The organism is Planococcus beigongshangi, assembly GCF_016820495.1.
In the GTDB taxonomy this organism is placed as follows: Bacteria; Bacillota; Bacilli; order Bacillales_A; family Planococcaceae; genus Planococcus; species Planococcus beigongshangi.
Genome location: NZ_JADHDU010000004.1, coordinates 264,775 through 290,620 on the forward strand (window position 1 = coordinate 264,775; position 25,846 = coordinate 290,620).

26 protein-coding genes, 1 pseudogene and 1 other annotated feature are annotated in these 25,846 nt (G+C 50.4%); of the genes and pseudogenes, 23 read left to right on the forward strand and 4 right to left on the reverse strand.

What is annotated here, in order from left to right; translation table 11 throughout:
- Positions 1–113 precede the first annotated feature (113 nt).
- From IQ294_RS11370 to IQ294_RS11420, 12 genes and pseudogenes are all read left to right on the forward strand, one after another.
- Positions 114–1,262 carry a thiolase family protein gene (locus IQ294_RS11370; RefSeq protein WP_203334151.1) on the forward strand — a complete coding sequence of 383 codons (1,149 nt, stop codon included), beginning with the start codon at positions 114–116 and terminating at the stop codon, positions 1,260–1,262.
- Between the two features lie 19 nt (positions 1,263–1,281).
- Positions 1,282–2,052 (forward strand): 3-hydroxyacyl-CoA dehydrogenase, encoded by a 771-nt coding sequence (locus IQ294_RS11375; protein ID WP_203334152.1) that lies wholly within the window; start codon positions 1,282–1,284, stop codon positions 2,050–2,052.
- A 12-nt stretch (positions 2,053–2,064) separates the two neighbouring features.
- Positions 2,065–3,213: an acyl-CoA dehydrogenase family protein gene (locus IQ294_RS11380; protein ID WP_203334153.1), complete on the forward strand. Its 1,149-nt coding sequence runs from the start codon at positions 2,065–2,067 to the stop codon at positions 3,211–3,213.
- A gap of 111 nt (positions 3,214–3,324) precedes the next feature.
- Positions 3,325–3,557: a binding site (T-box leader), on the forward strand.
- Positions 3,558–3,617: 60 nt separating this feature from the next.
- Positions 3,618–4,610: an anthranilate phosphoribosyltransferase gene (trpD, locus tag IQ294_RS11385; protein ID WP_203334154.1), complete on the forward strand. Its 993-nt coding sequence runs from the start codon at positions 3,618–3,620 to the stop codon at positions 4,608–4,610.
- Positions 4,607–5,383 carry an indole-3-glycerol phosphate synthase TrpC gene (gene trpC, locus IQ294_RS11390; RefSeq protein ID WP_203334155.1) on the forward strand — a complete coding sequence of 259 codons (777 nt, stop codon included), beginning with the start codon at positions 4,607–4,609 and terminating at the stop codon, positions 5,381–5,383. Before trpD ends, trpC begins: the two co-directional genes overlap by 4 nt.
- Positions 5,380–5,916 (forward strand): annotated as a pseudogene (locus IQ294_RS16330) (phosphoribosylanthranilate isomerase); the annotation flags it as partial. The gene trpC and the pseudogene IQ294_RS16330, both read left to right, overlap by 4 nt.
- A gap of 75 nt (positions 5,917–5,991) precedes the next feature.
- Positions 5,992–7,185 carry a tryptophan synthase subunit beta gene (gene trpB, locus IQ294_RS11395; protein ID WP_238942808.1) on the forward strand — a complete coding sequence of 398 codons (1,194 nt, stop codon included), beginning with the start codon at positions 5,992–5,994 and terminating at the stop codon, positions 7,183–7,185.
- Positions 7,182–7,952 (forward strand): tryptophan synthase subunit alpha, encoded by a 771-nt coding sequence (gene trpA, locus IQ294_RS11400; protein ID WP_203334157.1) that lies wholly within the window; start codon positions 7,182–7,184, stop codon positions 7,950–7,952. The genes trpB and trpA overlap by 4 nt, the downstream gene beginning before the upstream one ends.
- A 21-nt stretch (positions 7,953–7,973) precedes the next feature.
- On the forward strand, positions 7,974–8,564 hold the full coding sequence (locus IQ294_RS11405; protein WP_203334158.1) for a DNA-3-methyladenine glycosylase: 591 nt from the start codon (positions 7,974–7,976) through the stop codon (positions 8,562–8,564).
- 69 nt (positions 8,565–8,633) lie between these two features.
- A complete protein-coding gene (locus tag IQ294_RS11410; RefSeq protein ID WP_238942789.1) occupies positions 8,634–9,161 on the forward strand; it encodes a type 1 glutamine amidotransferase domain-containing protein in 528 nt (175 codons plus the stop codon).
- Between the two features lie 156 nt (positions 9,162–9,317).
- A complete protein-coding gene (locus tag IQ294_RS11415) occupies positions 9,318–9,647 on the forward strand; it encodes an ArsR/SmtB family transcription factor (protein WP_203334159.1) in 330 nt (109 codons plus the stop codon).
- 15 nt (positions 9,648–9,662) lie between these two features.
- Complete coding sequence (locus tag IQ294_RS11420; RefSeq protein ID WP_203334160.1) at positions 9,663–10,958, forward strand: arsenic transporter; 1,296 nt, start codon at positions 9,663–9,665, stop codon at positions 10,956–10,958.
- Positions 10,959–10,991: 33 nt separating this feature from the next.
- Here the strand turns inward: IQ294_RS11420 and IQ294_RS11425 are convergent, their stop codons facing one another.
- Positions 10,992–11,795 carry a GNAT family N-acetyltransferase gene (locus IQ294_RS11425; RefSeq protein ID WP_203334161.1) on the reverse strand — a complete coding sequence of 268 codons (804 nt, stop codon included), beginning with the start codon at positions 11,793–11,795 and terminating at the stop codon, positions 10,992–10,994.
- A 382-nt stretch (positions 11,796–12,177) separates the two neighbouring features.
- Here IQ294_RS11425 and IQ294_RS11430 point away from each other — a divergent pair, with 382 nt between their 5' ends.
- The 4 genes from IQ294_RS11430 (at position 12,178) to IQ294_RS11445 (ending at position 16,452) form a co-directional block, all read left to right on the forward strand.
- A complete protein-coding gene (locus tag IQ294_RS11430; protein WP_203334162.1) occupies positions 12,178–13,104 on the forward strand; it encodes a manganese-dependent inorganic pyrophosphatase in 927 nt (308 codons plus the stop codon).
- A gap of 238 nt (positions 13,105–13,342) precedes the next feature.
- Positions 13,343–14,059: a DsbA family oxidoreductase gene (locus tag IQ294_RS11435; RefSeq protein WP_238942790.1), complete on the forward strand. Its 717-nt coding sequence runs from the start codon at positions 13,343–13,345 to the stop codon at positions 14,057–14,059.
- A gap of 105 nt (positions 14,060–14,164) precedes the next feature.
- On the forward strand, positions 14,165–14,794 hold the full coding sequence (locus IQ294_RS11440) for an FMN-dependent NADH-azoreductase (RefSeq protein ID WP_203334164.1): 630 nt from the start codon (positions 14,165–14,167) through the stop codon (positions 14,792–14,794).
- 116 nt (positions 14,795–14,910) lie between these two features.
- Positions 14,911–16,452 (forward strand): FAD-dependent oxidoreductase, encoded by a 1,542-nt coding sequence (locus IQ294_RS11445; RefSeq protein WP_203334165.1) that lies wholly within the window; start codon positions 14,911–14,913, stop codon positions 16,450–16,452.
- 65 nt (positions 16,453–16,517) lie between these two features.
- On the opposite strand, the gene IQ294_RS11450 is transcribed toward IQ294_RS11445, so the two are convergent.
- Positions 16,518–17,042, reverse strand: a complete 525-nt coding sequence (locus IQ294_RS11450) for a YceI family protein (protein WP_203334166.1) — start codon at positions 17,040–17,042, stop codon at positions 16,518–16,520.
- 206 nt (positions 17,043–17,248) lie between these two features.
- Between IQ294_RS11450 and murB the strand changes: the two genes are divergently transcribed.
- The 4 genes from murB to IQ294_RS11470 all read left to right on the forward strand — a co-directional run bounded on the left by murB (position 17,249) and on the right by IQ294_RS11470 (position 21,395).
- On the forward strand, positions 17,249–18,166 hold the full coding sequence (murB, locus tag IQ294_RS11455; protein ID WP_203334167.1) for a UDP-N-acetylmuramate dehydrogenase: 918 nt from the start codon (positions 17,249–17,251) through the stop codon (positions 18,164–18,166).
- A 141-nt stretch (positions 18,167–18,307) separates the two neighbouring features.
- A complete protein-coding gene (locus tag IQ294_RS11460; protein ID WP_203334168.1) occupies positions 18,308–20,674 on the forward strand; it encodes a penicillin acylase family protein in 2,367 nt (788 codons plus the stop codon).
- 44 nt (positions 20,675–20,718) lie between these two features.
- Positions 20,719–21,063 (forward strand): fluoride efflux transporter FluC, encoded by a 345-nt coding sequence (locus tag IQ294_RS11465; RefSeq protein WP_238942809.1) that lies wholly within the window; start codon positions 20,719–20,721, stop codon positions 21,061–21,063.
- The gene (locus IQ294_RS11470; RefSeq protein ID WP_203334170.1) at positions 21,060–21,395 is read left to right on the forward strand and encodes a fluoride efflux transporter FluC; all 336 of its coding nucleotides are present in this window, start codon (positions 21,060–21,062) and stop codon (positions 21,393–21,395) included. The genes IQ294_RS11465 and IQ294_RS11470 overlap by 4 nt, the downstream gene beginning before the upstream one ends.
- Positions 21,396–21,445: 50 nt before the next feature.
- Here the strand turns inward: IQ294_RS11470 and IQ294_RS11475 are convergent, their stop codons facing one another.
- Positions 21,446–21,865, reverse strand: coding sequence for a universal stress protein (locus IQ294_RS11475; protein ID WP_203334171.1), 420 nt, complete (start codon positions 21,863–21,865; stop codon positions 21,446–21,448).
- Positions 21,866–22,041: 176 nt separating this feature from the next.
- Here IQ294_RS11475 and IQ294_RS11480 point away from each other — a divergent pair, with 176 nt between their 5' ends.
- From IQ294_RS11480 to IQ294_RS11490, 3 genes are read left to right on the forward strand one after another with little or no spacing between them, the layout of a single operon-like run.
- Positions 22,042–22,398, forward strand: coding sequence for an ArsR/SmtB family transcription factor (locus IQ294_RS11480; RefSeq protein ID WP_203334172.1), 357 nt, complete (start codon positions 22,042–22,044; stop codon positions 22,396–22,398).
- Positions 22,391–24,463: a heavy metal translocating P-type ATPase gene (locus IQ294_RS11485; RefSeq protein WP_203334173.1), complete on the forward strand. Its 2,073-nt coding sequence runs from the start codon at positions 22,391–22,393 to the stop codon at positions 24,461–24,463. The genes IQ294_RS11480 and IQ294_RS11485 overlap by 8 nt, the downstream gene beginning before the upstream one ends.
- A 25-nt stretch (positions 24,464–24,488) precedes the next feature.
- Positions 24,489–25,607, forward strand: a complete 1,119-nt coding sequence (locus IQ294_RS11490) for a GNAT family N-acetyltransferase (protein WP_203334174.1) — start codon at positions 24,489–24,491, stop codon at positions 25,605–25,607.
- Positions 25,608–25,668: 61 nt separating this feature from the next.
- Here the strand turns inward: IQ294_RS11490 and IQ294_RS11495 are convergent, their stop codons facing one another.
- Entirely contained in the window at positions 25,669–25,824 is a 156-nt protein-coding gene (locus IQ294_RS11495) for a lmo0937 family membrane protein (RefSeq protein ID WP_112224129.1), read from the reverse strand.
- Positions 25,825–25,846 lie beyond the last annotated feature (22 nt).

Genomic DNA, 25,846 nt, shown 5'->3' on the forward strand with positions numbered 1-25,846 from the left:
GGGTTTTTATATGGTTTCATTGCCGGAATTCGAGTACAATTAAGTTGAATGAATAGTCATTCAATTTAAATTTGTCGATAAATTAATTTTAAATAAAGATGGGGTGGATGATTATGCGCGAAGTGGTAATTGTTGAAGGGGTCAGATCGGCAGTAGGACGGAGAAAAGGTGCGTTCGCGGAAACGCGTCCGGATGAACTCGCGGCGCTCGTACTGGCGGAATTGGTGGACCGGGCGGGCGTCAATAAAGCCGAGGTCGAAGATGTTATTCTCGGATGCGTCTCGCAGTCAGGCGAACAGGGAGGCAATATTGCCCGGACGGCAGCGCTGATTGCCGGATTCCCGGATTTTGTGCCGGGCGTCACGATTGACCGCCAGTGCGGTTCGAGCCAGCAGGCGATCCATTTCGGAGCTCAGGCGATTCTTGCGGGCGATATGGATATTGTCATCGCCGGCGGAGTCGAAAGCATGACGCGGGTGCCGATGTTCTCCAATATGCAGGGGGCAAAGCCGAGCCCGAAGCTGACGGAGAAATATGAAATCATCAATCAGGGATTATCGGCAGAACGCATTGCGGAAAAATGGGGTTTCAGCCGCAGGCAATTGGACGAGTTTGCGCTGCGGAGCCACACGCGAGCACTCGCAGCCATCGAAGCCGGCCATTATGACAAGGAAATTGTATCTGTCGAAGTGACGGATGAAAGCGGAGAAAAACGGCTGGTCACTAAAGATGAAGGGCCGCGTCCTGAATCGACGCTCGAGATTCTTGGCGGACTGAAAACAGTTTTCGATGAAAACGGCGTCATCACAGCAGGCAACGCCAGCCAGATGAGTGACGGCGCATCCGCGGTGCTATTGATGTCGCGCGAAAAAGCTGACGAACTCGGTCTGAAGCCGAAAGCGCGCATCGTTGCCCGGGCGGTTGTCGGATCTGACCCGACTTTGATGCTCACAGGACCAATCGCGGCTACGACTAAAGTGCTCGAAAAAGCGGGGCTTGCGATAGGGGATATGGACCGCTACGAAGTGAACGAAGCGTTTGCGCCTGTGCCGCTTGCGTGGCTGCACGATATCGGGGCGGATCCGGAAAAACTGAACGTCAACGGCGGCGCAATCGCGCTTGGCCATCCTCTCGGTGCGACGGGCACGAAGCTGATGGTATCGCTGCTGCATGAATTGGAACGCAGCGGTGGACGTTACGGATTGCTCGCGATCTGTGAAGGGATGGGTATGGCGAACGCAACGATCATTGAAAGACTTTAAAGAATCGGGGGTGATAAAAATGGAAATGGGAAAAGTGAAAGCGATCGTCACCGGCGGAGCATCCGGTCTCGGTGAAGCGACCGTCCGCCGCCTAGTGGGGCGCGGAGGCCGAGCCGCTATCTTCGATCTCAATGGAGAAAAAGCTTCCAGACTTATCGAAGAACTCGGTGAAGAGTCGGTATTTTATGCAGAAACCGATGTTACCGACGCAGCGCAGATCGAACGGCAGACAGCGGCAGTGGTGGAACGATTTGGCTCCGTGAATCTCGTCGTCAACTGCGCAGGAATTGGAACGCCGGCAAAAGTCGTTTCAAAAGGGGAGCCGCAGCCGCTGGCTCTATTTGAGAGGGTCATCCGCATCAATCTGGTCGGCAGCTTCAATGTGCTGCGCGTCGCAGCGGCAGCCATGCAGAAAAATGAACCGAATGACAACGGTGAACGGGGCGTCATCATTTCGACCGCTTCGGTTGCCGCATACGAAGGACAGATCGGGCAGGCAGCTTACAGCGCATCAAAAGGCGGCATCGTCTCCATGACGTTGCCGATTGCCCGCGAATTTGCACGGGATGGCATCCGCGTCATGGCGATTGCGCCGGGGCTCATGAAAACACCGATGTTCGACGGTTTGCCGGAAGCGGCCGTCAAATCGCTGGAATCATCCGTGCCGTTCCCGGCGCGTCTCGGCCGGCCGGATGAATACGCGCAATTGGTGGAAAGCATCATTGAAAATCCGATGCTGAACGGAGAAACGATCCGGCTGGACGGCGCTATCCGCATGCAGCCGAAATGAGGGGGCATACAAATGGGGAAATATCGTTTTGAAGAAGATGAACACGTCATGTTCCGGAAGTCACTTCGGAAATTCCTTGAAAAAGAAGCGGTGCCGCAATATGAAGAGTGGGAAAAGGAAAGGCTGATCCCGAAATCATTCTGGAAGAAGCTCGGAGAAATGGGGTTCCTGTGCCCGCAGGTGGAAGAACGCTACGGTGGCCTGGGCCTTGATTTCCGTTATGCCGTCATCATCGGTGAAGAAATGGAACGGGTCGGTGCCAGCCTGACGGGTGTCGGGCTGCATAACGACATCACCGTGCCGTACATCGAATCGTACGGCAATGATGAGCAGAAACAGCGCTGGCTGCCCGGTTGCATTTCAGGTGATTTCATCACCGCAATCGCGATGACGGAACCGGGAGCGGGATCGGATCTCGCGAATATTTCAACGACAGCCGTCCGTGACGGCGACAATTACATCGTCAACGGCCAAAAGACGTTCATCACGAATGGCATCAACTCGACGCATGTGGTCGTCGCTGTTAAAACAGATGCAAAAGCTGAATCGAAGCATCGGGGCATTTCACTGTTGATGATCGAAGAAGGAATGTCGGGCTTCACGAAGGGGCGCAAGCTTGATAAAGTCGGACTTCACGCGCAGGATACGTCCGAATTGTATTTCGAGGATTGCGTCGTGCCGGCTGCGAACCTGATCGGCGAAGAAAACAAAGGATTCACGTACCTGATGGAGAAATTGCAGCAGGAGCGGCTGGTGGTGGCGATCGCGGCACAAACGGCGTCAGAAGATATGCTGGAAATGACGATCGATTATGTGAAGTCCAGACAGGCATTCGGCAAGCCGATCAGCGCTTTCCAGAATACGCAGTTTAAAATTGTGGAAATGGCGACTGAGGTGGAATTGGGGCATTCATTTCTTGAATCGTTGATCGAAGAGCACATGGCCGGCAAAGATATCGTATCAAAAGTTTCGATGGCGAAATACTGGCTGACGGACACCGCTAAGAAAATTTCAGGTGAATGCATGCAGCTCCACGGCGGTTACGGCTATATGGAAGAATATAAAATTGCCCGGCGCTACCGGGATATTCCGGTGGCGGCCATCTATGCCGGATCCAATGAAATCATGAAAACGATCATTGCGAAGCGGATGGGGTTGTGAAGCAGACCGCTTGACAGAATAAACAAACTAATTTAATGTGGAACTCAACTTGTTGGAAGAGCGGCAAGTCTATTTGAGAGAAGAGCCCAGAGAAGATGAGAATAGAAGAGTGTAAAATCGAGGATTGAGACGAGTAGGCAATGAAATCCATTTAGAGAGTCAGCGGCTGGTGGGAGCTGATTGGATTCATTGCGCGAATGGACTTAGGAGAGCTGGCCTGAAAATGGACATGAGTAAGGCAGACGCATGCCCTGCGTTAAAGGGAAAGGCGAAGAGCCTGTTTGAGTGAGTGCAGAAATGCATTAATGCGTGGTGGTACCGCGGTTTTTTAACCCGTCCCCGCAACCGGAAATCTATCCGGTTGCGGGGTTTTTTGTATTCAAAAGAGCTGAGGAGAGATGAAGATGAGACGAGCGGAGAATTTAAGTGAACACAGCATGTACAGTAAATCAGTGGCGCTGCTGGAAGGCAAAATGGCAGACGCTGACATAAAACTATTCCTGGGACAGCTGCATGACAAAGGCGAAACGGCGGATGAACTGGTGGGCCTGGTCAGGGCGATGCGGTCAAAATCAGTGGCGTTGCCTGAAACGGAAGGGCCGCTGATCGATGTGTGTGGAACAGGGGGCGACCGCTCGTTCAGTTTCAATATCAGCACATTGACTGCTTTTGTGCTGGCAGGATGCGGCATGAAAGTGGCGAAGCATGGCAATCGGAGTGTTTCGAGTAAAACAGGGAGTTCAGATGTTCTGGAAGAATTAGGGATATCGACGACGCTTGATCCGGCGCTTATCCCGGATTTAATTGAGAAGACCGGGATTGCGTTTTTATTCGCGCCGACGATCCATCCGGCTCTCGGGAAGCTGCGGGACGTGCGGAAAAGCATGGCAACACCGACGATTTTCAATCTGGTGGGGCCGCTCGCAAATCCGCTGCCGATCGAAATGCAGATGACCGGGGTTTACCGCCGGGACATGATGGAGCCGATGGCGGACGCGTTGATGCGCCTTGGCAGAAAGCGAGGCTTAATGGTTCACGGAGGGGGAGGCATGGATGAACTTTCATTGGCGGGCGTCAACGACTTGTTGTTTTTTGACGAAAACGGCAAAAAAGCGATTCAATTCCATCCGGAAGAAGCGGGTCTGGAGCTTGCGTCTATCGAAGCGATCAGAGGCGGAGACGCCAAGCGCAATGCGGAAATTTTCCGGGAAGTGCTTGAAGGCAGAGAAGGGGCGCATTTGAACACAGTTGTGCTGAATGCGGGCGTTGCATTGTTCGCCGCCGGCAAAGCGGGTGCAATCGCAGAAGGAGTTCACCTGGCGAGAAAATCGATCTTGTCCGGTGAAACGGGCCGGGTATTTGAAGCATACCGCCAGGCGCTGGGGGTGCTCGTATGAATTTGCTGGAGAGAATCATTGCAGCAAAACGCGAAGAAATAAAATCCTATGGCACAGTTGAAACGGGAGTGGCTGGGGGGATTCCCCCGAAACCCGGATTAGCGGATCGTTTAAGGGAAAGCAAAGGAGTCATCGCGGAGATCAAAAAGGCTTCACCTTCAAAAGGGGATATCCGTCTGGAGGTGGATGTTGTAAAGCAGGCAAGAATTTACGAAGAAGCCGGGGCTGCCGCGATTTCCGTATTGACGGATAACACCTTTTTCAAAGGGTCGATTAAGGATCTCCGGAAAGTGGCGGAGCTTGTCGGCATACCAGTGCTTTGCAAGGATTTCATCGTCGATGAAATCCAGATCGACCGGGCAAAAGAGGCAGGAGCTTCGGTTATTCTGCTTATTGTTGCAGCCCTCGGACAGGATGAACTAAAAAGGCTGTATTCTTATGCGCAGTCGGAAGAACTCGAAGTGCTTGTTGAAGTGCACAATGTTGAGGAACTGGAAATCGCCTTAGGGTTAGGGGCGGAATTGATCGGGGTCAATAACCGGGACTTGAAAACCTTTGAAGTGGCACTGGAACGGACGGCTGAAATTGCTGGTTATTTTCCACCCGATAGCAACTCGCTGCTGATCAGCGAGAGTGGGATTTCTTTAGAGAGCGATGCCCATTACGCCTTTTCGCAAGGGGCTGCCGGAATTTTAGTCGGCGAAGCCCTGATGCGGGCGAAAGATGCAGGAAGATGGATCAAGGATGTCACGTCACAGGAGCTGGCGAAATGACACGAGTGAAAATTTGCGGATTACAGGAAGTGGAGCATGTAACAGCGTTGGACGGAGCTGACGCAGCGGGATTCGTTTTTGCGCCGAGCCGCAGAAGGATTTCAATTGAAAAAGCAGCGCGGCTCGCAGCTGAGCTCCCAGAAGGCATCGAAAAAATCGGTGTGTTCGTCAATTCCGGGCTGGAGGAAATCCTGGAAGCTGTTGAAAAAGTGCCGCTGACGATGGTGCAATTGCATGGCGATGAGTCCGACGAATTGATTCGCGGAATCCCAGTTAAAACAATTCAGGCGTTTTCGATCCGTAAACTGGAAGATGTGGAAAAACTGAATCGCTCGATTGCGGATTTTGTCCTGGTCGATGCACCCGGAACCCGATTCCGGGGAGGCAGCGGCAAAACATTCGACTGGAGTTTATTGGCTGAAGCAGCGGTTGATCCTGGCAGACTCATTGTTGCAGGAGGGCTGGATGCAGGGAATGTCAGGTCTGCGATCGATGCACTGGGTCCATACATGGTCGATGTCTCAAGTGGAGTAGAAACTGACGGGAAAAAAGATTCGCATAAGATACAGGAATTCATTTCACTGGTAAAGGATGATTCGATGCAGAACATGAAAGAGACAAAAGTAGAGGCAGGCTTCTTCGGGCGTTTCGGTGGCCAGTTTGTGCCGGAGACGCTGATGAAAGCGGTGAAGGAACTGGAAGCGGCTTACGCAGAAGCGAAAGAAGATCCGGAATTCCAGAAAACCTATCATGATTACTTGAAGGAATATGTCGGGCGCGAGCAGCCGCTCACTTTTGCGGCAAGGCTGACGGAAGCGTGGGGCGGACCGAAAGTTTACCTGAAACGAGAAGACCTGAATCATACGGGAGCCCATAAGATCAATAATGCAATCGGTCAGGCCCTGCTCGCGATCCGGATGGGCAAACGGAAAATCGTCGCGGAAACCGGAGCCGGGCAGCACGGTGTTGCGACGGCTACAATCTGCGCGCTCCTGGATTTGGACTGCGTCATTTTCATGGGGGAGGAAGATATCCGGCGGCAGCAATTGAATGTGTTCCGCATGAAATTGCTCGGAGCGAAAGTGGAAAGCGTCACGAAAGGCAGCGCCACGTTGAAAGACGCAGTAAACGAAGCGCTGCGCTACTGGGTCGCGAATGTCGAAGACACGCATTACCTGATCGGTTCGGCGCTTGGGCCGCATCCTTTCCCGACGATGGTCCGCGATTTTCAAAGCGTCATCGGCAAGGAGACGCGGACACAGATTCTGGAAAAGGAAGGGCGTCTGCCTGATGTAATTCTTGCCTGTGTCGGCGGCGGATCGAATGCGATCGGCATGTTCCATCCCTTTATAACGGACGAATCGGTGCGGCTCATTGGAGTGGAGGCGGCCGGTGAAGGCGTCGATACAGACAGGCATGCGGCGACGCTGACGAAAGGGTCGGAAGGGGTGCTTCACGGCTCCTATATGAAACTGCTGCAGGATGAAAACGGCCAGGTCCAGGAAGCGCATTCGATTTCCGCGGGGCTTGATTATCCGGGCGTCGGTCCTGAGCATGTGCATCTTGAAGACATCGGGAGGATCGAATATAAAGCGGTGACGGATGAAGAAGCGCTGGCGTCCGTCATAGGAATGTCGCGGCTCGAAGGCATCATTCCCGCACTCGAATCGGCACATGCCATAGCGGAAGCGGAAAAAACGGCTGCCGGCATGGGCCGGGATGAAATCCTGGTTATTTGCGTATCCGGCCGCGGCGATAAGGACATGGCCATATATGCCGATAGATTGGAGGGATTGGCATGAAGCGTTTAGCGGCAATGAAAGACAAAGGCAGCAAAGCGTTCGTTGCCTATATTATGGCAGGTGACGGTGGGCTGGATAAACTGCGGAGCCAGGTGGAGACGCTGCAGCGCTCGGGCGTGACAGCCATTGAAATCGGCATCCCGTTTTCCGATCCGGTTGCGGACGGGCCTGTGATTGAAGAAGCGGGCAACCGCGCGCTGAAAAATGGCGTGACGCTCGACAAAGTTTTATTGGAAATGAAGAGCTGGGATTTTGAAGTGAAGATTCCGCTCGTCATCATGACTTATTTGAATCCGGTGATCTGTTACGGTGCCGAGCGTTTTGCGGAATCCTGCAAAGAGGCAGGCGTCTCTGCCGTCATCATTCCGGATTTGCCGTTTGAACATCAACGGTTAGTGTCGCCTTATTTGAAAGCGGCTGGAATTATGTTGATTCAGCTGGTGACGCTCACCACAACCGAAAACCGCCTCCGTGATATTTTGCAGGAGGCGGAAGGTTTTGTCTACGCTGTTACGGTGACGGGAATTACCGGTGTGCGCGATGAATTCACAGAAGAAGTGAAGGCATTCATGAAAACGGTGCGCGCCAAAAGCCCGGTGCCGGTCTATGCGGGATTCGGGATTTCGAAACTGGAACATGTTGATTTGCTGCGGGACGATGTGGATGGGCTCATCGTCGGATCGGCAATTGTGAAAGCTTTTCACGAAGGTGAATTCAGCGGTATTCAGCCCCTCATCCATGCGGTGACCCAGACATACCCGGTATAATGGGAGCTGGAGGGATGTCAGATGTTCAAACCAGTCACAGCTGATTTTTTCGAAAAGCCTACCTTGGAACTGTCACGCAACCTGCTGGGGCAGATCCTGGTCCACGAATTGCCGGAAGGAATCGTCGCCGGCCGCATCGTCGAGACAGAAGCCTATATGGGAGCGGAAGACCGGGCGGCGCACAGTTTCGGAAACCGCCGTACAAAGCGAACTGAAATCATGTTCGGCAAAGCCGGACTTGTCTATACGTATCAAATGCATACCCATACATTGATCAACGTGGTCAGCGGACCGGTCGACACGCCGCGCGCGATTTTAATACGGGCGGTCGAACCGGTTGAAGGCATCGATCTTATGGCTGAACTTCGCGGGCGCCACATGCCCATCAAACAATGGACGAGCGGACCCGGCAAGCTGACGAAAGCGATGGGCATCACGATGGATTATTACGGCCATCATTTTACGGAACGGCCATTGTTTATTGCGCAGGGGGATCCGGTGCATGCCGTTGCGGTCGGGCCAAGGGTCGGGATCGGCAACTCGCAGGAGGCGGTCCATTATCCATACCGGTTTTGGGAACGGGATAATCCATTTGTATCGAAATTCCGCTGAGTTCCATGTTTAGCATTTCCGGCACGTGGAATAATACAGGAGAACCCAAAACTAAAGGAGTGAAAGATAATGGCGAAAATTGCAACGCTGATTACTGATATGTTCGAGGATGTAGAATATACGGATCCATCGAAAGCATTTAATGATGCGGGTCACGAAGTTTTCACGATTGAAAAGGAAGCCGGTAAGGAAGTGACCGGTAAACAAGGGGAAGCGGTGGTGTCGATCGATAAAGGCATCGATGACGCAAACCCGGATGATTACGACGCATTATTCCTGCCAGGCGGATTTTCTCCCGACCAGTTGCGTGCGGATGACCGTTTTGTGAAATTTACGAAAGCATTCATGGATGCGAAAAAACCTGTATTCGCCATCTGCCATGGACCGCAATTGCTGATTACGGCAAAAGCGCTCGAGGGCCGCAAAGCGACAGGCTATAAATCGATCCATGTCGATATGGAATACGCAGGCGCCAAGCTGGTTGATGAAGAAGTGGCTGTCTGCCAGGATCAATTGGTGACAAGCCGCCAGCCGGATGATATCCCGGCATTCAACCGCGAATCACTGCGGGTGCTGGAACAATATGCAGCGAATTGAATGATTGTGTAAGTGCCCCGGCGATTTCGATTGCCGGGGTTTTTTATTGGGTAAAACCTATCCCGCAAACAACCATCTCTGCTCAAAATAATCTTGTATAAATAAGCAAACGCTTATATAATGAATGACGAATCTCTTTGAAGAAGGTGGGACAAGATGGATTATGTGAACATGGAATCGTATTTAAAGGCGATCAGCGACCATAACCGGATGCTGATTTTAAAATATTTGTCGACAGATTCGCTGTGCATCTGCGAATTTACGGAGCTTTTGGATATGACGCAGCCGGCAGTCAGCCAGCATATGCGGAAACTCAAGGCAGCTGAGTTGGTGACGGAAGAAAAGCGGGGGCGCTGGACAATTTGGTCGTTGAATGTCCGCCACAACCTCTATCCGATGCTGATCCATCTCTTGAGTCTGTTGCCGGAGCCTGAGGTGACGGTAAAAACTTTGGTAGCAGAAGGAAAAAGAGTGGTTTGTGATTAAGGGGATGAATGGATAATGGAAGTTGGATTAGCAGGTTTCATATTTTTAGTGACATTGATATTCGTTATTTGGCAGCCGCGGGGATTGTCGATCGGCTGGTCGGCGATTGCCGGAGCGGCTGTCGCATTATTGTTCGGCGTCGTAGATTTCGGGGATGTATGGGATGTGACCGGCATTGTTTGGAATGCGACATTGACGTTTGTCGCCCTCATCATCATTTCCCTGATACTCGATGAAATCGGCTTCTTTGAATGGGCAGCCTTACATATGGCCCGCATGGCAAAAGGCAGCGGGCTGCGGATGTTTTTCCTCGTGACGATCCTTGGGGCCGTCGTGGCGGCATTATTTGCGAATGACGGTGCGGCGCTGATTCTGACGCCGATTGTCCTCGCTATGGTCAGAGCACTGAAATTCAAAGATGCGATGATTCTGCCGTTTATCATGGCCTCCGGCTTTATTGCGGATACGGCGTCTTTGCCGTTTGTCATCAGTAACCTGGTCAATATCGTCTCGGCAGACTTTTTCAATATCGGCTTCACTGAATACGCCATCAAGATGGTGGTGCCGAATCTGTTCAGTATACTCGCGAGTATGCTGGTGCTTTATCTTTATTTCCGCAAGGACATTCCAGGCCATTTTGATGCCGGGGCATTGAAAGCGCCGGCTGCCGCAATCAAGGACCTGAAAATGTTCCGCCTGTCGTGGTTGGTGCTTGCAGTATTGTTGGTGGGGTATTTTACAAGTGAAACAATGGGTATTCCTGTATCGTTCATCGCGGGAGCGGTCGCCATCATTTTCCTAGCGATCGCCCGTCGAAGCGAATCAGTCGAAACGATGACGGTGCTGAAGGGTGCGCCGTGGGCGATTGTCTTTTTCTCGATCGGCATGTATGTCGTCGTTTACGGATTACGCAATGCCGGTTTGACATCCGTGCTTGCAACGGCGATCGAATGGACGGCAGGGCACGGATTGTATGCGGCAACGGTTGGCATGGGCTTTATCGCGGCGCTGCTGTCGTCAGTGATGAATAATATGCCGACCGTCATGATCAATGCACTGGCAATTGAAGAAATTGCCGCTGCCGGTGCCATGCGGGATGCTTTGATTTACGCCAATGTCATCGGTTCCGACCTCGGTCCGAAAATCACGCCGATCGGTTCGCTTGCGACCCTGCTTTGGCTGCATGTGTTAAAAGTGAAAGGTGTCCAGATCAGTTGGGGGTATTATTTAAAAGTCGGCATCATCCTGACGGTTCCCACGCTGCTCGTCACGTTGAGCGGTTTGTACCTGTGGCTGACAATCCTTGATTGATAGAAAAAAGAGACTCGCAGAAGCGGGTCTCTTTTAGTCCAGGAATTTAGCCATGTAGATTTCATCGTAATGTTTACCGTTGATGATCATGGAGTCCTGGCGGATGCCTTCGGATACGTAGCCGGCTTTTTCGAACAGTTTTCTGCCGGGCTTATCATTTTCGACAATTGTCAGCTCCAGACGGCTGATTTTTTTGGAGGCAGCCCATTCTTCCCCTTTTTGGAGAAGTTTGGTTGCGATTCCTTTGCGGCGGGCATGTGCTTGGACGCCGATGCAAATCTCTGCGCGATGAGCTGCGCGTTTAGCGTCATTGCCGGTGATGGTGAGGAAACCGACGTGCTCGCCATTCAAAATGGCGATGAAGATGGTTGAATGGCCGCTTTGGCGCCATTCGATTATTTGTTTTCTGACTTTCTGGGTCGACTGGCTTCTTTCGTCCTTGCCGTAGAGCATGAAATCGGATTCGGCTTCTACAGTTTTCATAAGGGCAGCCAGCGACCGAGCGTCGCCATGTTCAGCGTTTCGGATGAGCAGGATATCCCCATCGCCTTTGCCGCCTTTTGCGCTGCTTCCGTTAGAAGCGTCAATCCGTTCAAAAACGACGTAACGATCTGTTTCCACTTCGCTGACGAAATAGCCGGCATCCATCCATGCGTGGAAATGTTTGGCGGGCGCTTTTGTCTTTTTCCACCAGCTCCTGTTTAAATAAGCAGCATTTGGCAATTGCTGGCCCATGATTTGTTCAATTTCAGTAAAACTCAGCTTAATTGACGAATTCGTAGCAGAAGAAAAGTAATTTGCTAATGGAATGTATTTCTTTTCCAGAATAATAGTCATTATTTTCACTTCCCTTCTTTTCCAGATGGATTAATTAGAATTATTATATCATTAGTACTATTGTTTCGCATAGAAATTTATCTTTTATTAGTAAATAAATTCTGTAAAATCAAAAAATTTTTCAATTTTACATACGAATTTCTTATTTTTCCCAAACCGGATAACTTTATTACAGAAAATAGGATAAAAATAGGTTTTAAGGCTTAGTTGTATATGGCTAGTAATAACTTGTTCAGGAATTTTCTTTTTGGCATACAGACTTCAGTTGCCGAGGAACTCTTGTGATCAGAAGGATTTTTGAATCATGAAGACTGAAAGTTCAGCTGCACCGGGAGTTATGTTAAAATTACACAGAAACCAACATTGATCAGGAGGCAAAATCATGTCAAAAGTTTTTGTTTTAGGCCATAAAAACCCGGATACAGATTCAGTTTGCTCAGCAATTTCATATGCGTATCTGAAAAATGAAATCGGGATGGAAGCGGAGCCGATCCGTCTCGGTGAGATGAATAACGAAACGATCTTCGCTCTGAAAGAATTCGGCTTCGAGGCACCGCGCCTTGTGACCCGCGTTTCAGAAGAAGCATCCCAAGTGATTCTTGTAGATCATAACGAACGTCAGCAAAGTGCTGAAGACATTGATGACGTTCAAGTCATTGAAGTCATCGACCATCACCGGATCGCCAATTTTGAAACTGCGGATCCATTGTATTTCCGTGCAGAGCCGGTGGGCTGCACAACGACGATCATCCATAAATTATTTAAGGAAAACGGTGTGGAAGTTCCGGCCAATATCGCAGGATTGTTGCTGTCGGCCATTATTTCCGATTCGTTATTGTTCAAATCCCCGACTTGCACAGACCAGGATATCCGCGCAGCGCGTGAACTTGCTGAAATTGCAGGCGTTGATGCAGAAGCTTACGGATTGTCGATGCTGAAAGCAGGAGCCGATCTTAGCAATAAAACATTGGAAGATTTGATTTCTTTGGATTCGAAGGAATTCGAAGCCGGAGATCACCGGTTCGAAGTGGCACAGGTCAATGCGATCGATATCTCTGAAGTGCTTGACCGCCAAAAAGAATTGGAAACTTTGATGAACGCCGCCATCACGGGCAAAGGGCTCGACCTTTTTGTCTTCGTGGTAACGGATATTTTGAATAACGATTCCGAAGCGATTGTGCTGGGCAAGCATTCGAATATTATTGAACAGGCATTCAAGTCGAGTGTCGTTGATAACCGCGTTCTTTTGCCGGGCGTTGTTTCACGCAAAAAACAAATTGTTCCTGTCATCACGGAAGCATTTAGCTGATTCCCTCCGGGGAGTCAGTTTTTTTATGGGATGGGTGCCGTCGCTTTTCTCGTGTCCAGACTCCAACGGGCCAGCTCTTCGGTCATAAGCCGGTCCAGCTGCCGTGGCACAGAACGCCACTCTGCTGTTCCGTCTTATGCCTTTCAGAGCTAAACGGCCGTTGTCGCTTTTCAGTGTCCACAGGCAGAAATATTGAGCCTTCCATTTTTGCTTGCTATAGTAAAGGGCGAGGTGAACGATGATGTTCAAAATTGAGATTTGGTCCGACTATGTATGTCCATTTTGTTACATAGGCAAACGCACACTCGAGCAGGCCCTGGTAAAAACGGGCTTTAACAATCAATGCGAAGTTACTTTTAAAGCTTATCAATTGGATCCGGCGACTCCGGTGGATTCCGATATTTCCGTTTATGAAAGCCTGGCTGCCAAATTCGGCAATTCCGTCGGGCAGGCCAAAGAAATAACAAAAGGCGTCGCAGCCCATGCCCGGCAAGTCGGTTTGGAATACGACTTTGAACATATGGTCCAAGCCAATACACTTGCTGCCCACAGACTGGTGAAATGGGCGGCGACCTATGGCAGGGAGGCCCTGCTGACCGAACAATTGCTGAATGCTTATTTCGTTAAGGCTGAGCATATCGGCAAGCATCAGGTATTGCTTGATAACGCTGAAGCAATCGGTCTGCCGCGCCATGAAGCGAAAGCCGTTCTTGATTCGGATGACTTTTTAACGGAAGTGCATCAGGATATCGCTGAGGCAGGGCAACTGGGTGTTCAAGGAGTTCCATTTTTCGTGATCAACCGCAAGTACGCCATATCCGGCGCCCAGCCCCTTGAAGCGTTCATCGATTCGATCGAACAGATCGCTGATGAAGAAGGGATCCGGCCGGCTACCAAACCTGCCGGTAATAAGAAGACAAGCTATTGCACAGGGGATTCCTGCCATTCGGAATGACTCCTGTCAGGCACTTTGATTGACTGGAGCAAGTATAGTTCTTAAAATTGGATAGTCATTGATTAGGGATAACTAATATTAACGTAAAAGGAGATTTTAATTTTCATGAATGTTTTAGTAGTAAAAGCCAATAACCGTCCGGCATCAGAGGGCGTTTCAAGTAAAATGTACGATGTATTTATGGACAATGTAGGGTCTGACGTGAACGTGAAAACGTTCGACGTATTCAAAGAGGATATGCCGTATTTCGGCCAGGATTTCTTTAACGCTATGCAGAAATCAGTACAGGCTGAGGAATTGGAAGATATCGAACAGCGCATTTTGACAGCTGCGAACAAAGCGATGGACGCTTTCCTTGAGGCTGACGTTGTTGTATTCGCCTTCCCGTTATGGAATAAAACGATTCCGGCACCCCTGCAGACTTTCATCGATTATATCTACCGTGCAGGCGTGACATTCAAATATACGGAAGAAGGTCCACAAGGCCTTGTCCCTGAAAAGAAAGTCATCATCCTGAATGCCCGCGGCGGAGTATACTCCACTCCGGAAATGGCGCCAAGCGAAATGAGCGTCAACTATGTCCGCATGATCATGAATTTCTTCGGCATCGAAGATATCGAAGAAGTGATCATCGAAGGCCACAATATGTATCCTGACAGAGCGCAGGAAATTATTGCAGACGGCATGAAACGCGTCGAAGAAGCAGCTAAATCATTTGATAAAGTGAATGTATAGGAACAATTGCCGAAAACCCGGAAACGCTGAAGCGTTCCCGGGTTTTTCTATACGCTTATTTTTTGGAAGGAAGGGTACATAAAAGGTAAATGAATTTTGAGGAGGACTTGGCAGCGATGAAAATTGATAAAAATGATATCCCGACGTCAAAAGAATCTTATTGGCGTGCATTTGATGACATACCGGATTATCCACAGCTGCAAAAAAATGAGTCGACGGAAATAGGCGTTGTCGGCGGTGGTATTGCCGGCATCATCAGTGCTTATTTACTGGCGAAAGCCGGGAAGAGTGTGACGTTGATCGATGCTGGGAAATTAGTGGACGGCGTAACCGGTTATACGACGGCTAAAATTTCAGCGCAGCACGGGTTGTTTTATTTCCCGCTGATCAAAATGGCGGGTGAAATCGATGCAAAAAGATATTATGATGCCAATATAGAAGGGCTGGAATGGATCAAAAACACCGCCGAGGAACTCGGGATCGACTGCGATTTTGAACATCAGGATGCCTTCGTCTATGCGAATACGGAAATCGGCGCGAAACTCATCGAACAAGAGGCGGAAGCCTATCAGCAGCTCGGCATTCCAGGCGGGCTCGCGAAAGAGGAAGTTGAACTGCCGTTTGCAGTCAAGGAAGCGGTGGTCATGCGCAATCAGGCACAATTCCATCCGGTGAAATTCCTGGCCGGGCTGGTGAAGGAATTTGAGCGCCTTGGCGGGACGGTCTATGAAAAGACCCGAGCGGTAAAAATTCTCAGCAAAAAAAATCCCGTGATCCAAACAGAGAATATGTCACATCTGTCGTGTGAAAAAGTCATCGTGGCCACTCATTATCCATTCAACGATGCGGACGGCATGTACTTCGCAAGGATGTCGGTGGAACGCTCATATGTAGTGGCGGCAAAAGTGAAAGGCACTGTGCCAAAGCATATGTATATCAGCACCGATATGCCGATGCGCTCTCTGCGCTATGCAAAAAATGATGACGGCGAGCAGCTCCTGCTGATCGGCGGGGAAGGACACGGCTCCGGCAAGCACTCGGGAGAGACGATCGAGAATTATGAAAAGCTGGCAAAATGGGGCGACGAGCATTTCGGTGTGGAAGAAATCCCTTACCGCTGGTCGGCGCAGGATATGTCGACACTCGACAAGATTCCGTATATCGGAACGAGCACGGTCGGCTATGAAAACATCCTGGTCGCAACCGGTTTCCGTAAATGGGGAATGGCACACGGCGCGGTTGCAGGCCTGCTGTTGAGTGACCAGGTCCTTGGCAATGAAAACCGCTTTGCTTCCTTATATGATCCGACCCGCACGAAGATGAAAGCGGTCGATGTGGCAAGCTTTGTAAAAGACAATGCATCCGTTGCCAAAGAGCTGGTCAAAGGCAAATTGAAGAAATCGATGAAAACGCCGGATGCTCTTGAAAACGGAGAAGGCGCAAGTGTCAAAACGTCGAAAGGGGCGGCGGGCGGTTACCGTGATGAATACGGTCAGCTGCATCTCGTCGATACGACCTGCACCCATATGGGATGCGAAACGAAATGGAACGATGCCGAACGTTCATGGGATTGCCCGTGCCACGGTTCCCGTTTTTCTTATACAGGCGAAGTGCTGGAAGGCCCGGCCGTCAAGCCGCTTAAACGGATCGAGGAATAAAGTCCATTCAAATAAAGTCAAAAAGGAGCTGCAGATGGACTGCAGCTCCTTTTGTATCTATCAATTTATGCCGGGTTAGCTTCAAGTTCAAGGGTGATCTTGATGTCTTCGCCTACAAGAACGCCGCCGGTTTCAAGCGTCTGGTTCCATGTAAGGCCGAAATCTTTACGGTTTACTTTGCCTTCGCCGCTGAACGCTACAACTTCAACGCCCCAAGGGTTTGTTGCTTTGCCACCGTATTCAACGTCGAAAGTCACTGGACGTGTTACGTCTTTGATCGTCAAGTCGCCAGTCAATTCATATTCACCGTCGTCTTTTTTAGCGATCTCGCTTGCTTTGAAAGTGATGTTCGGATATTTTTCAGCGTCGAAGAAATCTCCTGAACGCAAGTGGTTGTCGCGGTCTTCATTGTTTGTGTTGATGCTTGCCACGTCGATTTTGAAATCGATCAAAGCGCCTTGAAGATCCGTTTCATCTGCTTCCACTGTTGCATCATATGATGCGAAAGAGCCTTTAACTTTTGATACCATCATGTGTTTTACTGAAAAACCGATTTCCGAATGCGCTGCGTCTACTGTCCATTTTTTCATGTGTAATTTCCTCCAATATTTTTTATGTCTAAACCGACTATAAACCAATAAAACTATGATGTCAATATACTTTAATTAATTATTCTCGAATTCGAGATAAAATTTTCGTTGGACTTTAGAACGTATATGATGATTAATGCTTGTAAATCGGGGGATAAAATCGGATACTATTAGAAGTTATATTGTTTAGAAGGGATTTGCTTGGAATGACGAAAGAAAGATGGTTATCAGACCTTCGCCGGTTTGTGGCGGAAAGCCACGTGAAAATCGACGAGCCGCTGCATCTGCATACGATGACGAGAATGGGCGGACCGGCTGATATTTTTGTATCACCAACCAATGAAGATGAAACTGCTTATACAGTTAAATATGCATATGAGAACAATATTCCGCTTCTATTATTGGGCAATGGTTCTAATATGGTCGTGCGTGATGGCGGCGTGCGGGGGATTGTATTGAACCTGAAAAGCCTTAAAGAGGTCCGTATCGATGGATTGAATGTCTACGCACAGGGCGGCGCGAACATCAAGGAAGTGTCGAAAGCGGCAGCTGTCAGCGGATTGACCGGCTTTGAGTTCGCTTGTGGAATTCCAGGATCGGTCGGCGGGGCAATGGCGATGAACGCCGGAGCTTACGGCGGTGAGATCAAAGATATTATCGTTCAGGCAACTGTGCTCACGACCGAAGGGGAAAAACTGGTCCTATCCAAGGAAGAACTTGAACTCGATTACCGCAAGAGCATCATTACGAAAGAAGGATATTACGTTCTTTCGGCGGAATTCGCTCTTGAAAAAGGCGATCAGAACGTCATCGATGCCAAAATGGCAGACTTGACGCATCAGCGTGAAACGAAGCAGCCGCTTGAGTTTCCTTCAGCAGGCAGTGTATTCAAACGTCCGCCCGGCAATTTTGCCGGCAAGCTGATCCAGGAAAGCGGATTGCAGGGCAAGGGCTTCGGCGGTGCAGAAGTTTCGACCAAGCACGCAGGGTTTATTGTCAATAAAAACAATGCGACAGCCAACGATTACATCCAGACGATCGAAATGGTGAAGTCGGCGGTGCGGGAAAAATTCGGCATCGATTTGGAACTTGAAGTGAAAATCGTCGGCGACGACCTCAATTGACATGCGAACGGGAACCTTTGAAAAGGGTTCCTGTTTTTTTATTGCCGAAGAAGCTCTGGGGTTATAACTTCCATTAACTTGAAGGGAAAATCTGGCTTCGGGTCGAATGCAATAAGAGGATGAAAAGGGGGAGAAAGTGAAATGGTGAAAAAGCCGAAAAAAAGAAAATGGCTCAAATGGATGCTCGGTACGTTCGGGGTCTTGCTCGCAGTTGCAGTCATCGCGCTCATTTTTGTAAACGCTTACATCGGGAAATCGAAACCGGTGATCAGCGGGGAATTGACTGTGTCCATCCTGGATAAAGAGGTGAAGGTGATTCGCGATGAAATCGGCGTGCCGCATATTGAAGCGCAGTCGGATGCGGACCTTTACCGTGCCCAGGGTTATGTCGTAGCGCAGGACCGGCTGTTCCAGATGGACCTGTCACGCCGTCAGGCAAGCGGGCGTCTGGCAGAAGCCGTGGGAGCGGCAGCTGTCGATACGGATAAATTCTTCCGTACGTTCAGTCTGCGCGATGCTGCTGAAAAATCGTGGGAAGGCTATGACGCCGAGTCGAAGCAAGTGCTCGAGTGGTTCGCCGAAGGGGTGAATGCTTTTATTGAGGAAGCGAAAGCCGAGGACAAATTGAGCTATGAATTCAGCCTGCTGGGATACACACCGGAAGAATGGACGCCGGTCGATTCGCTGGCAATCGGGAAATTTATGGCTTACGACCTTGGCGGCAATTGGTCGTCCCTTGCAGTTCGGCACTGGGTGCTCGGTGAATTTCCTGAAGACAAAGCACGGGAATTGTTCATTGAATATCCGGAAGAAGCACCGTCGATCATCGAAGCCAATATCGGCAGTCAGGTAAAAGTGGCGGGAGAGTTCGATGCATCGCTTGTGCCGAGTGAATTCAATGGCAGCAATAACTGGGTCGTGTCGGGCGATAAGACGGAAAGTGGCATGCCGCTTCTCGCCGATGATCCGCATCTGGGTCTCAGCACACCATCCATCTGGTACCAGATGCATCTGCAGTCACCGGAACAAAACGTGTCAGGCGTCATTTTTGCAGGCGTTCCCGGTATCATTCTCGGGCACAATGAGAATGTTGCCTGGGGTGTGACGAATGTTGGTCCGGACGTACAGGATCTCTATATCGAGACGCCGAATCCGGACGACCCGACCCAGTTCCTGTATGAAGGCGAATGGGAGCAGGCAGAGGTCCGCGATGAGCCGATCCGGGTAAGTGACGGGGAGACCGTCGATTTTGAAGTGTTGGTGACACGCCACGGACCGATCATTTCCGATCTTCTCTACGAAGAAGAAGATCCGGGGGCCCTGTTCTCGATGCAGTGGACGGCACTCGAACCGACGCTTGAACTGCAGGCGGTGCTCGGTTTCAATAAGGCCGAGAACTGGGAAGACTTTGAAACGGCCCTGGAAGATTTCCAGGCACCCGCACAGAATTTTGTCTTTGCGGCAACGGATGGCACCATCGCCTATAAAGCGAACGGGCGTATCCCGATCCGGAAGACGGGAGACGGCCAATTGCCCGTTCCCGGTGATTCCGCCGATTACGGATGGGAAGGATACGTGCCGTTTGATGAGTTGCCGACCGTCGTAAATCCGGAAAGCGGTTTTATTGCGACAGCGAATAATCAGGTGGTGGATGATTCCTATGAATATCACATCACGGATTTCTGGGCGCAGCCATACCGCTACGAGCGGATTGCGGAAGTGCTGGAAGCATCAGACCAATTGACGGCGGAAGATATGATGGAGCTTCAGATGGACCAAAAAAATCTGTATGCTGCTGAATTTCTGGATGACATGATCGAAGCGGTGCGATCCGAGAGCGGTGAGTATGATGAAATCCTCGCGTTGCTCACTGATTGGGACCAATTTGATGCAGAAGATCAGGCGGCGCCGCTCATTTTCCATAAATGGATGAAGCAGCTGCCGCATACGCTGCTGGAAGATGAATTTCCGGAAGATGTCTATGATTTGATGCCTGGGAAAAACCATATCACCGATGCCATGCTGCGCGAATCGTTCGCCGGCAATGACGGCGTGTGGGTCAGCGAATATGGGGGTTTGGAGAAATGGCTGACAGACGCACTGGAAACGAGCATGTCAGAGATTGAAGATGATTTCGGGGGAGACCCGGCCGACTGGAAATGGGGGGAATTTCACCAGCTGACCTTCCCGCATCCGATGGCTGGGGCATCACCGATTCTCGAAAGATTCCTGAATCCTGATCCGGTTCCGCTCGGCGGGTCCAATATCACCGTGCAGGCAGCGGCGTTTAAGGATGACGGCAAGGTTCACCACGGAGCGGCATGGCGTTTCGTTGCAGACTTTGCTGATCTGTCAGGTGCCCACCACATTGTCGGACCGGGCATCAGCGGACACATGAAATCGAATTTCTTCCATAACCAGGTTGATAAATGGGCAGAAGGGGATTACCACAGAACCCCGATCGACGGCTCGGCAGAAGGTTCAACTTTAACTCTCAAAGCGGAGTAAGTTATAATGGAGAAAAAAGATGAGGGGCGTTACATGTGAAAAGGATGTTGGCGGTGGGGGCCGGCGGTATGGCCGGCTCGTTGCTGCGCGCATGGATATATGCTGCCGTACCGGGTATGGTCAGTCTTTGGCTGATCAATATCATCGGCAGCTTTCTGATCGGCTTTGCCGTAATGAAACTCAGTGAAAAGTCCGCCGAGATACGGCTGTTCATATCAACAGGGCTGCTGGGCTCTTTTACCACTTTTTCAGCTTTTTCGAATGACTGGTTCCGGGTACTTGAAAATTCTGTCGTAATCGGCGCGTTCTATGGCTTGGCGATGACAGCGGCTGCAGTTGCTGCGGCCGCTGCCGGATTATGGCTGGGCAGAAAGGGTGTGAAGGAATGACAGGAATCGAAATTGCGCTTGGCGGATTTCTTGGTGCCATGGCGCGTTATCTGTTTTATCTGGTTGCCGAAAGCCGCTGGAGACAACCGAAGATCGCCACATTTCTGGTGAACGTTCTCGGTTCATTCATCATCGGTGCTTTTATCGGAAGCGGCAATTTATCCGTATTCTGGCTGACGGGTTTCCTCGGCGCCTTCACCACTTTCTCGACGATGGCGCTTGATGCCGTGAAGGATTTTGAAGATGGCGACTGGTTCGCTGGAATCTCCTATCTGGCGGCCAACCTGATTGGCGGACTGGGATTATTTATACTGGCGTATACACTATTTTAAAGAGAGGAAGGGCGACTGAGATGACCAGCATCCAGTTGCCCTTCTTCTCTTTATTTTACGATGACTACAGGTGCCTGGACCCGTTTTGCCACTTTGTGGCTGACGCTGCCGAGCACCATTTCCTGGAAAGAATTGAGTCCGCGGCTGCCGATAAAGACGATATCATAATCGTTTTCATTGGCGTAGCGGATGATTGTTGGCCCCGGCGCACCATGCAGCGTCTTCGTTTCCACAGGCACTCCGGCCGAAGTGAAGAGATTTTCAAGCGGCAGGAGCAATTGCTTGCGGTGCAGATGGGGCTCATCGCTGTGCCGGTCATGCTGCACTTCTGTCCGAGCCTTTTCATAATCCACGACGTAGAGCAGAGTGACGGCGGCGCCGCTGAACACTTTTGCCATTTTCACTGCTTCCGCGGCTGCCCGCTTTGAATGGTCCGAACCATCTGCTGCCAATAAAATCTTCCGGTACATGCATAGCTCCCCCTTTTGCCTCTGAATATACTTAACGATATCAATTCGACAAGAACCGGGAAAGTCCTTTTCTTTTGATGGAACCATACATTCAAACAAAGGTTTGATTATCTGGTGCTGCATGCTAAAATGGAGTCAACAATCAAATGCTTGTTTGAATGAAAAGAGGGAGTAAGATGAAGGAACTTTGTGAAGTTACGAAAGTCCACCCTGAACGAGTGGAAAACGTCCAAAATCAAATGACGGACCTGTCTGATGTGACGGTTCTTTTCAAAGCGCTGGCAGATGAAACGCGCCTGAAAATCGCTTACGCCTTAACGATCGAAGAAGAAATGTGTGTCTGTGATATTGCGGCTGTCATCGGCGGTTCGACCGCTACCGCTTCTCACCATTTGCGCTATCTCCGTGAAAGGAAATTGGCGAAATCCGAGCGGAAAGGGAAGCAGATCTATTATTCGCTGTCAGACACACATGTACATCAGCTTGTGACCATCGCCCATGAACACGCGAAAGAAGGTGTGGTAAATGGTTAAAACCTACCGGCTGGAGAATTTGTCCTGCACAAGCTGTGCGGCGAAATTCGAGAATAACGTCCGCAACTTGCCCGATATCAAAAATGTCGAATTGAATTTCGGCGCTTCCAAGCTGACAGTCGACGGCGATGTCTCGATTGAAGCGCTTGAACAGGCTGGAGCTTTCGACCATATCCGTGTTTATCCGGAAAAGTCGAGGATCGAACACACGCCTTTCTACAAGCGCCGGCAGTCGATTGAAACGGCGATTTCGTTCTTATTGCTGGCGGCGGGTGTCATCATTTCATTCCAGACTGCTGAAAATAACCCATGGGCAATTGGTCTCTTTGGCGGTTCGATGCTGGTCGGCGGCTATCATATGTTCCGCACAGGGCTCCTGAATCTGAGCCGCTTTGAATTCGATATGAAAACGTTGATGACGATCGCAGTCATCGGTGCCGCCATTATCGGTGAATGGCGTGAAGGCGCAGTGGTCGTGTTTTTATTCGCGATCAGTGAAGCGCTTGAGTCCTTCTCCATGAACAAGGCGCGCCAGTCGATCCGGGGTCTCATGGATCTTGCGCCGGCGCGTGCCCTTATCCAGCGGAACGGGGAATTGCTTGAAATGGATACGGAAGAGGTGCGCATCGGGGATGTGCTGATTGTGAAGCCCGGTCAGAAGATCGCGATGGACGGCACCGTTTTACGCGGGCAGTCTGCAGTCAATCAGGCAGCGATTACGGGAGAATCGATTCCGGCCATCAAAACAGCTGGTGATGAAGTATTTGCGGGAACGATGAACGAAGAAGGCGCACTTGAAGTGACCGTCACTAAACGGGTGGAAGATACAACTATCGCAAAAATCATCCATCTTGTTGAAGAAGCGCAAGCTGAAAAAGCGCCTTCCCAAAAATTCGTTGACCGGTTCGCGAAATATTACACGCCGGCGATTATTGCGATTGCCTTCCTTGTGGCTCTGGTGCCGGGATATGTGACAGGCGACTGGCAGCTTTGGATCTATCAGGGCTTGGCCGTGCTGGTTGTCGGCTGTCCTTGTGCGCTGGTCGTTTCGACGCCGGTTGCAATCGTGACCGCAATCGGTAACGCAGCGAGACAAGGGGTCCTGATCAAAGGCGGCATCCATTTGGAAGAAACCGGCCGCATCAATGCGGTGGCATTTGATAAAACCGGTACATTGACGAAAGGCTATCCGGAAATGACGGATGCGATTCCGGAAAACGGCTATACAAAACAGCAGCTTGTGCAGCTCGCAGCATCAGCCGAAACGATGTCGCAGCATCCACTCGCACGGGCGATCATCAAAGAAGCACACGGTGAGCTCCTGCCGGCCGAAAATTTCCAGTCGGTTACAGGCAAAGGGGCATACGCAGATGTAGAAAGGCAAAGAATCCATATCGGCAGCCTGCTGTGGGCGGAAGAATATGGACTGAAGATACCGCAGTATGCCAGTGAGCTTCAGCAAATCGGCAAATCGGTCATGGCCGTCTTCAGGACAGATGTTCTGGTGGGCATCATTGCAGTCGCTGACGCCGTCCGTACTGAAAGCCCGTCCATTATCGGGAGATTGAAGGAAATGGGCATCAGCTCCACCATCATGCTGACGGGAGACCATCCGTCTACAGCGGATGCAATCGGAAAAGAAATCGGTGTCAGTGATATCCGGGCAGGATTGATGCCGGAAGATAAATTATCAGCGATCCGCGAACTTCAGCAGCAATACGGCCGTGTGGCGATGGTGGGTGATGGCATCAATGATGCACCTGCACTCGCTGCGTCGACAATAGGAATCGCAATGGGCGGAGCGGGCACGGATGCAGCGCTTGAAACTGCCGATATCGCCCTTATGGCGGATGATCTGGAGAAACTTCCATATACTATTCGACTAAGCCGCAAGACATTGCGTATAATAAAGGAAAATATCATGTTTGCTTTAGGGTTGAAGGTGATTGCGCTGCTGTTGATCATTCCCGGATGGCTTACGCTGTGGATAGCGATTTTCGCTGATATGGGTGCGACACTCCTCGTGATCCTGAATGCGCTGCGCCTGGTTAGGGTCCAAAAGTAAACACTGCATGCTTGGAGGATTTGTTTTGAAATTAACTGAGTGGACGATGGAAGAGCAGGAACAGCTGATCCATTTTATGACGACGAACTCCTGGCCGTATCATGGGCAGGAACACCCTGTTCGTGCATTGATACAGAAGACGATAGAAGAAGGCGGTTATCAGTCTGATCAGGTAACCACCTTTTGGGTAGAGAATGACGAAGGCGAGCAGGTCGGGCTGGTAAAGATTTTCGATCTTCAAGATGATATCCCGCTGTTCGATCTGCGGATTGCCGATCCATATCGCGGAAAAGGCTATGGTCCGAAAGCGTTGAAAATGACGGCGGATTACGTATTTTCATTGCCTGAAAAGAAAATCCGGCTTGAAGGCCATACACGCCATGATAACTTTGCCATGCGTAAAGCATTTGAACGTACCGGATTCGTCAAAGAGGCCCATATGAGGCAGGCCTGGTTTTCGACTAAAGAAAACCGCTATTTTGATGCGGTCACGTACGGCATGACACGCGAAGACTGGCAGCAGGGCGTCACGACGCCGGTGCTGTGGGAAGATACGATCGCAGAACCGTCTTCACCTCCATTCAATCCGGTGCTGCTCGATTTCCCGGAAGAATTTGAATCGGAGCGCCTGCTGATACGGGCGCCCCGCCGGAGCGATGCCGTCCACAGTTATGAAGCGATCAAGCATTCCATCGATTCTTTGCGGCCCTGGATGCCGTTTGCCCAGAAAAAACCCGACCTCAAACAGATTGAAGCGAATTTGATCGAAGCGGCAGCGGATTTCCAGCTGCGCAAAGATCTTCGCCTTCATTTTTTCCTGAAAGAGACCGGGGAATTCGTCGGCTCAAGCGGCCTTCACCGCATTGACTGGGATGTGCGCAAATTTGAAATCGGCTATTGGGTCGATAACCGCTTTGAAGGAAAAGGCTTTGTAACGGAAGCGGTCGACCGCATTTCACGCTTTGCATTCGAGGAACTCGGGGCTAACCGGGTGGAGATCAGGTGCGACCCTGACAACGTGAGAAGCCGTGCTGTCGCCGAAAGGCTGGATTTCACATTGGAAGGCATCCTGCGCAACGATACGCTGTCGCGTTTAGACAATAAATTGCGGGATACGTGTGTGTATTCGAAAATCAGGGTTTAATGAGGAGATCGATAAGCGACAAAAAAAGAGACGGTGAGGAATGTCCTCGCCGTCTCTTCTTCTATACGCCTTTCCTGCCGGAAATCAAGTTAACGATCAGGATGATTGCCGCAACAATCAATAGAAGGTGAATTAATCCTCCTGCTACGTCCATTAAAAATCCAATAAGCCAAATTGCTAAAATAACTACGAGAATAATCCATAAAATACGAGCCATATGTTCTCACCAGCCTTTCTGC

What these genes read in the sequence shown, in the direction of transcription:
- IQ294_RS11370 (WP_203334151.1), top strand. Translation starts at nt 114, where the DNA reads ATGCGCGAAGTGGTAATTGTTGAAGGGGTCAGATCGGCAGTAGGACGG.
- IQ294_RS11375 (WP_203334152.1), top strand. Translation starts at nt 1,282, where the DNA reads ATGGAAATGGGAAAAGTGAAAGCGATCGTCACCGGCGGAGCATCCGGT.
- IQ294_RS11380 (WP_203334153.1), top strand. Translation starts at nt 2,065, where the DNA reads ATGGGGAAATATCGTTTTGAAGAAGATGAACACGTCATGTTCCGGAAG.
- trpD (WP_203334154.1), top strand. Translation starts at nt 3,618, where the DNA reads ATGAGACGAGCGGAGAATTTAAGTGAACACAGCATGTACAGTAAATCA.
- trpC (WP_203334155.1), top strand. Translation starts at nt 4,607, where the DNA reads ATGAATTTGCTGGAGAGAATCATTGCAGCAAAACGCGAAGAAATAAAA.
- trpB (WP_238942808.1), top strand. Translation starts at nt 5,992, where the DNA reads ATGAAAGAGACAAAAGTAGAGGCAGGCTTCTTCGGGCGTTTCGGTGGC.
- trpA (WP_203334157.1), top strand. Translation starts at nt 7,182, where the DNA reads ATGAAGCGTTTAGCGGCAATGAAAGACAAAGGCAGCAAAGCGTTCGTT.
- IQ294_RS11405 (WP_203334158.1), top strand. Translation starts at nt 7,974, where the DNA reads ATGTTCAAACCAGTCACAGCTGATTTTTTCGAAAAGCCTACCTTGGAA.
- IQ294_RS11410 (WP_238942789.1), top strand. Translation starts at nt 8,634, where the DNA reads ATGGCGAAAATTGCAACGCTGATTACTGATATGTTCGAGGATGTAGAA.
- IQ294_RS11415 (WP_203334159.1), top strand. Translation starts at nt 9,318, where the DNA reads ATGGATTATGTGAACATGGAATCGTATTTAAAGGCGATCAGCGACCAT.
- IQ294_RS11420 (WP_203334160.1), top strand. Translation starts at nt 9,663, where the DNA reads ATGGAAGTTGGATTAGCAGGTTTCATATTTTTAGTGACATTGATATTC.
- IQ294_RS11425 (WP_203334161.1), bottom strand. Translation starts at nt 11,795, where the DNA reads ATGACTATTATTCTGGAAAAGAAATACATTCCATTAGCAAATTACTTT.
- IQ294_RS11430 (WP_203334162.1), top strand. Translation starts at nt 12,178, where the DNA reads ATGTCAAAAGTTTTTGTTTTAGGCCATAAAAACCCGGATACAGATTCA.
- IQ294_RS11435 (WP_238942790.1), top strand. Translation starts at nt 13,343, where the DNA reads ATGATGTTCAAAATTGAGATTTGGTCCGACTATGTATGTCCATTTTGT.
- IQ294_RS11440 (WP_203334164.1), top strand. Translation starts at nt 14,165, where the DNA reads ATGAATGTTTTAGTAGTAAAAGCCAATAACCGTCCGGCATCAGAGGGC.
- IQ294_RS11445 (WP_203334165.1), top strand. Translation starts at nt 14,911, where the DNA reads ATGAAAATTGATAAAAATGATATCCCGACGTCAAAAGAATCTTATTGG.
- IQ294_RS11450 (WP_203334166.1), bottom strand. Translation starts at nt 17,042, where the DNA reads ATGAAAAAATGGACAGTAGACGCAGCGCATTCGGAAATCGGTTTTTCA.
- murB (WP_203334167.1), top strand. Translation starts at nt 17,249, where the DNA reads ATGACGAAAGAAAGATGGTTATCAGACCTTCGCCGGTTTGTGGCGGAA.
- IQ294_RS11460 (WP_203334168.1), top strand. Translation starts at nt 18,308, where the DNA reads ATGGTGAAAAAGCCGAAAAAAAGAAAATGGCTCAAATGGATGCTCGGT.
- IQ294_RS11465 (WP_238942809.1), top strand. Translation starts at nt 20,719, where the DNA reads ATGTTGGCGGTGGGGGCCGGCGGTATGGCCGGCTCGTTGCTGCGCGCA.
- IQ294_RS11470 (WP_203334170.1), top strand. Translation starts at nt 21,060, where the DNA reads ATGACAGGAATCGAAATTGCGCTTGGCGGATTTCTTGGTGCCATGGCG.
- IQ294_RS11475 (WP_203334171.1), bottom strand. Translation starts at nt 21,865, where the DNA reads ATGTACCGGAAGATTTTATTGGCAGCAGATGGTTCGGACCATTCAAAG.
- IQ294_RS11480 (WP_203334172.1), top strand. Translation starts at nt 22,042, where the DNA reads ATGAAGGAACTTTGTGAAGTTACGAAAGTCCACCCTGAACGAGTGGAA.
- IQ294_RS11485 (WP_203334173.1), top strand. Translation starts at nt 22,391, where the DNA reads ATGGTTAAAACCTACCGGCTGGAGAATTTGTCCTGCACAAGCTGTGCG.
- IQ294_RS11495 (WP_112224129.1), bottom strand. Translation starts at nt 25,824, where the DNA reads ATGGCTCGTATTTTATGGATTATTCTCGTAGTTATTTTAGCAATTTGG.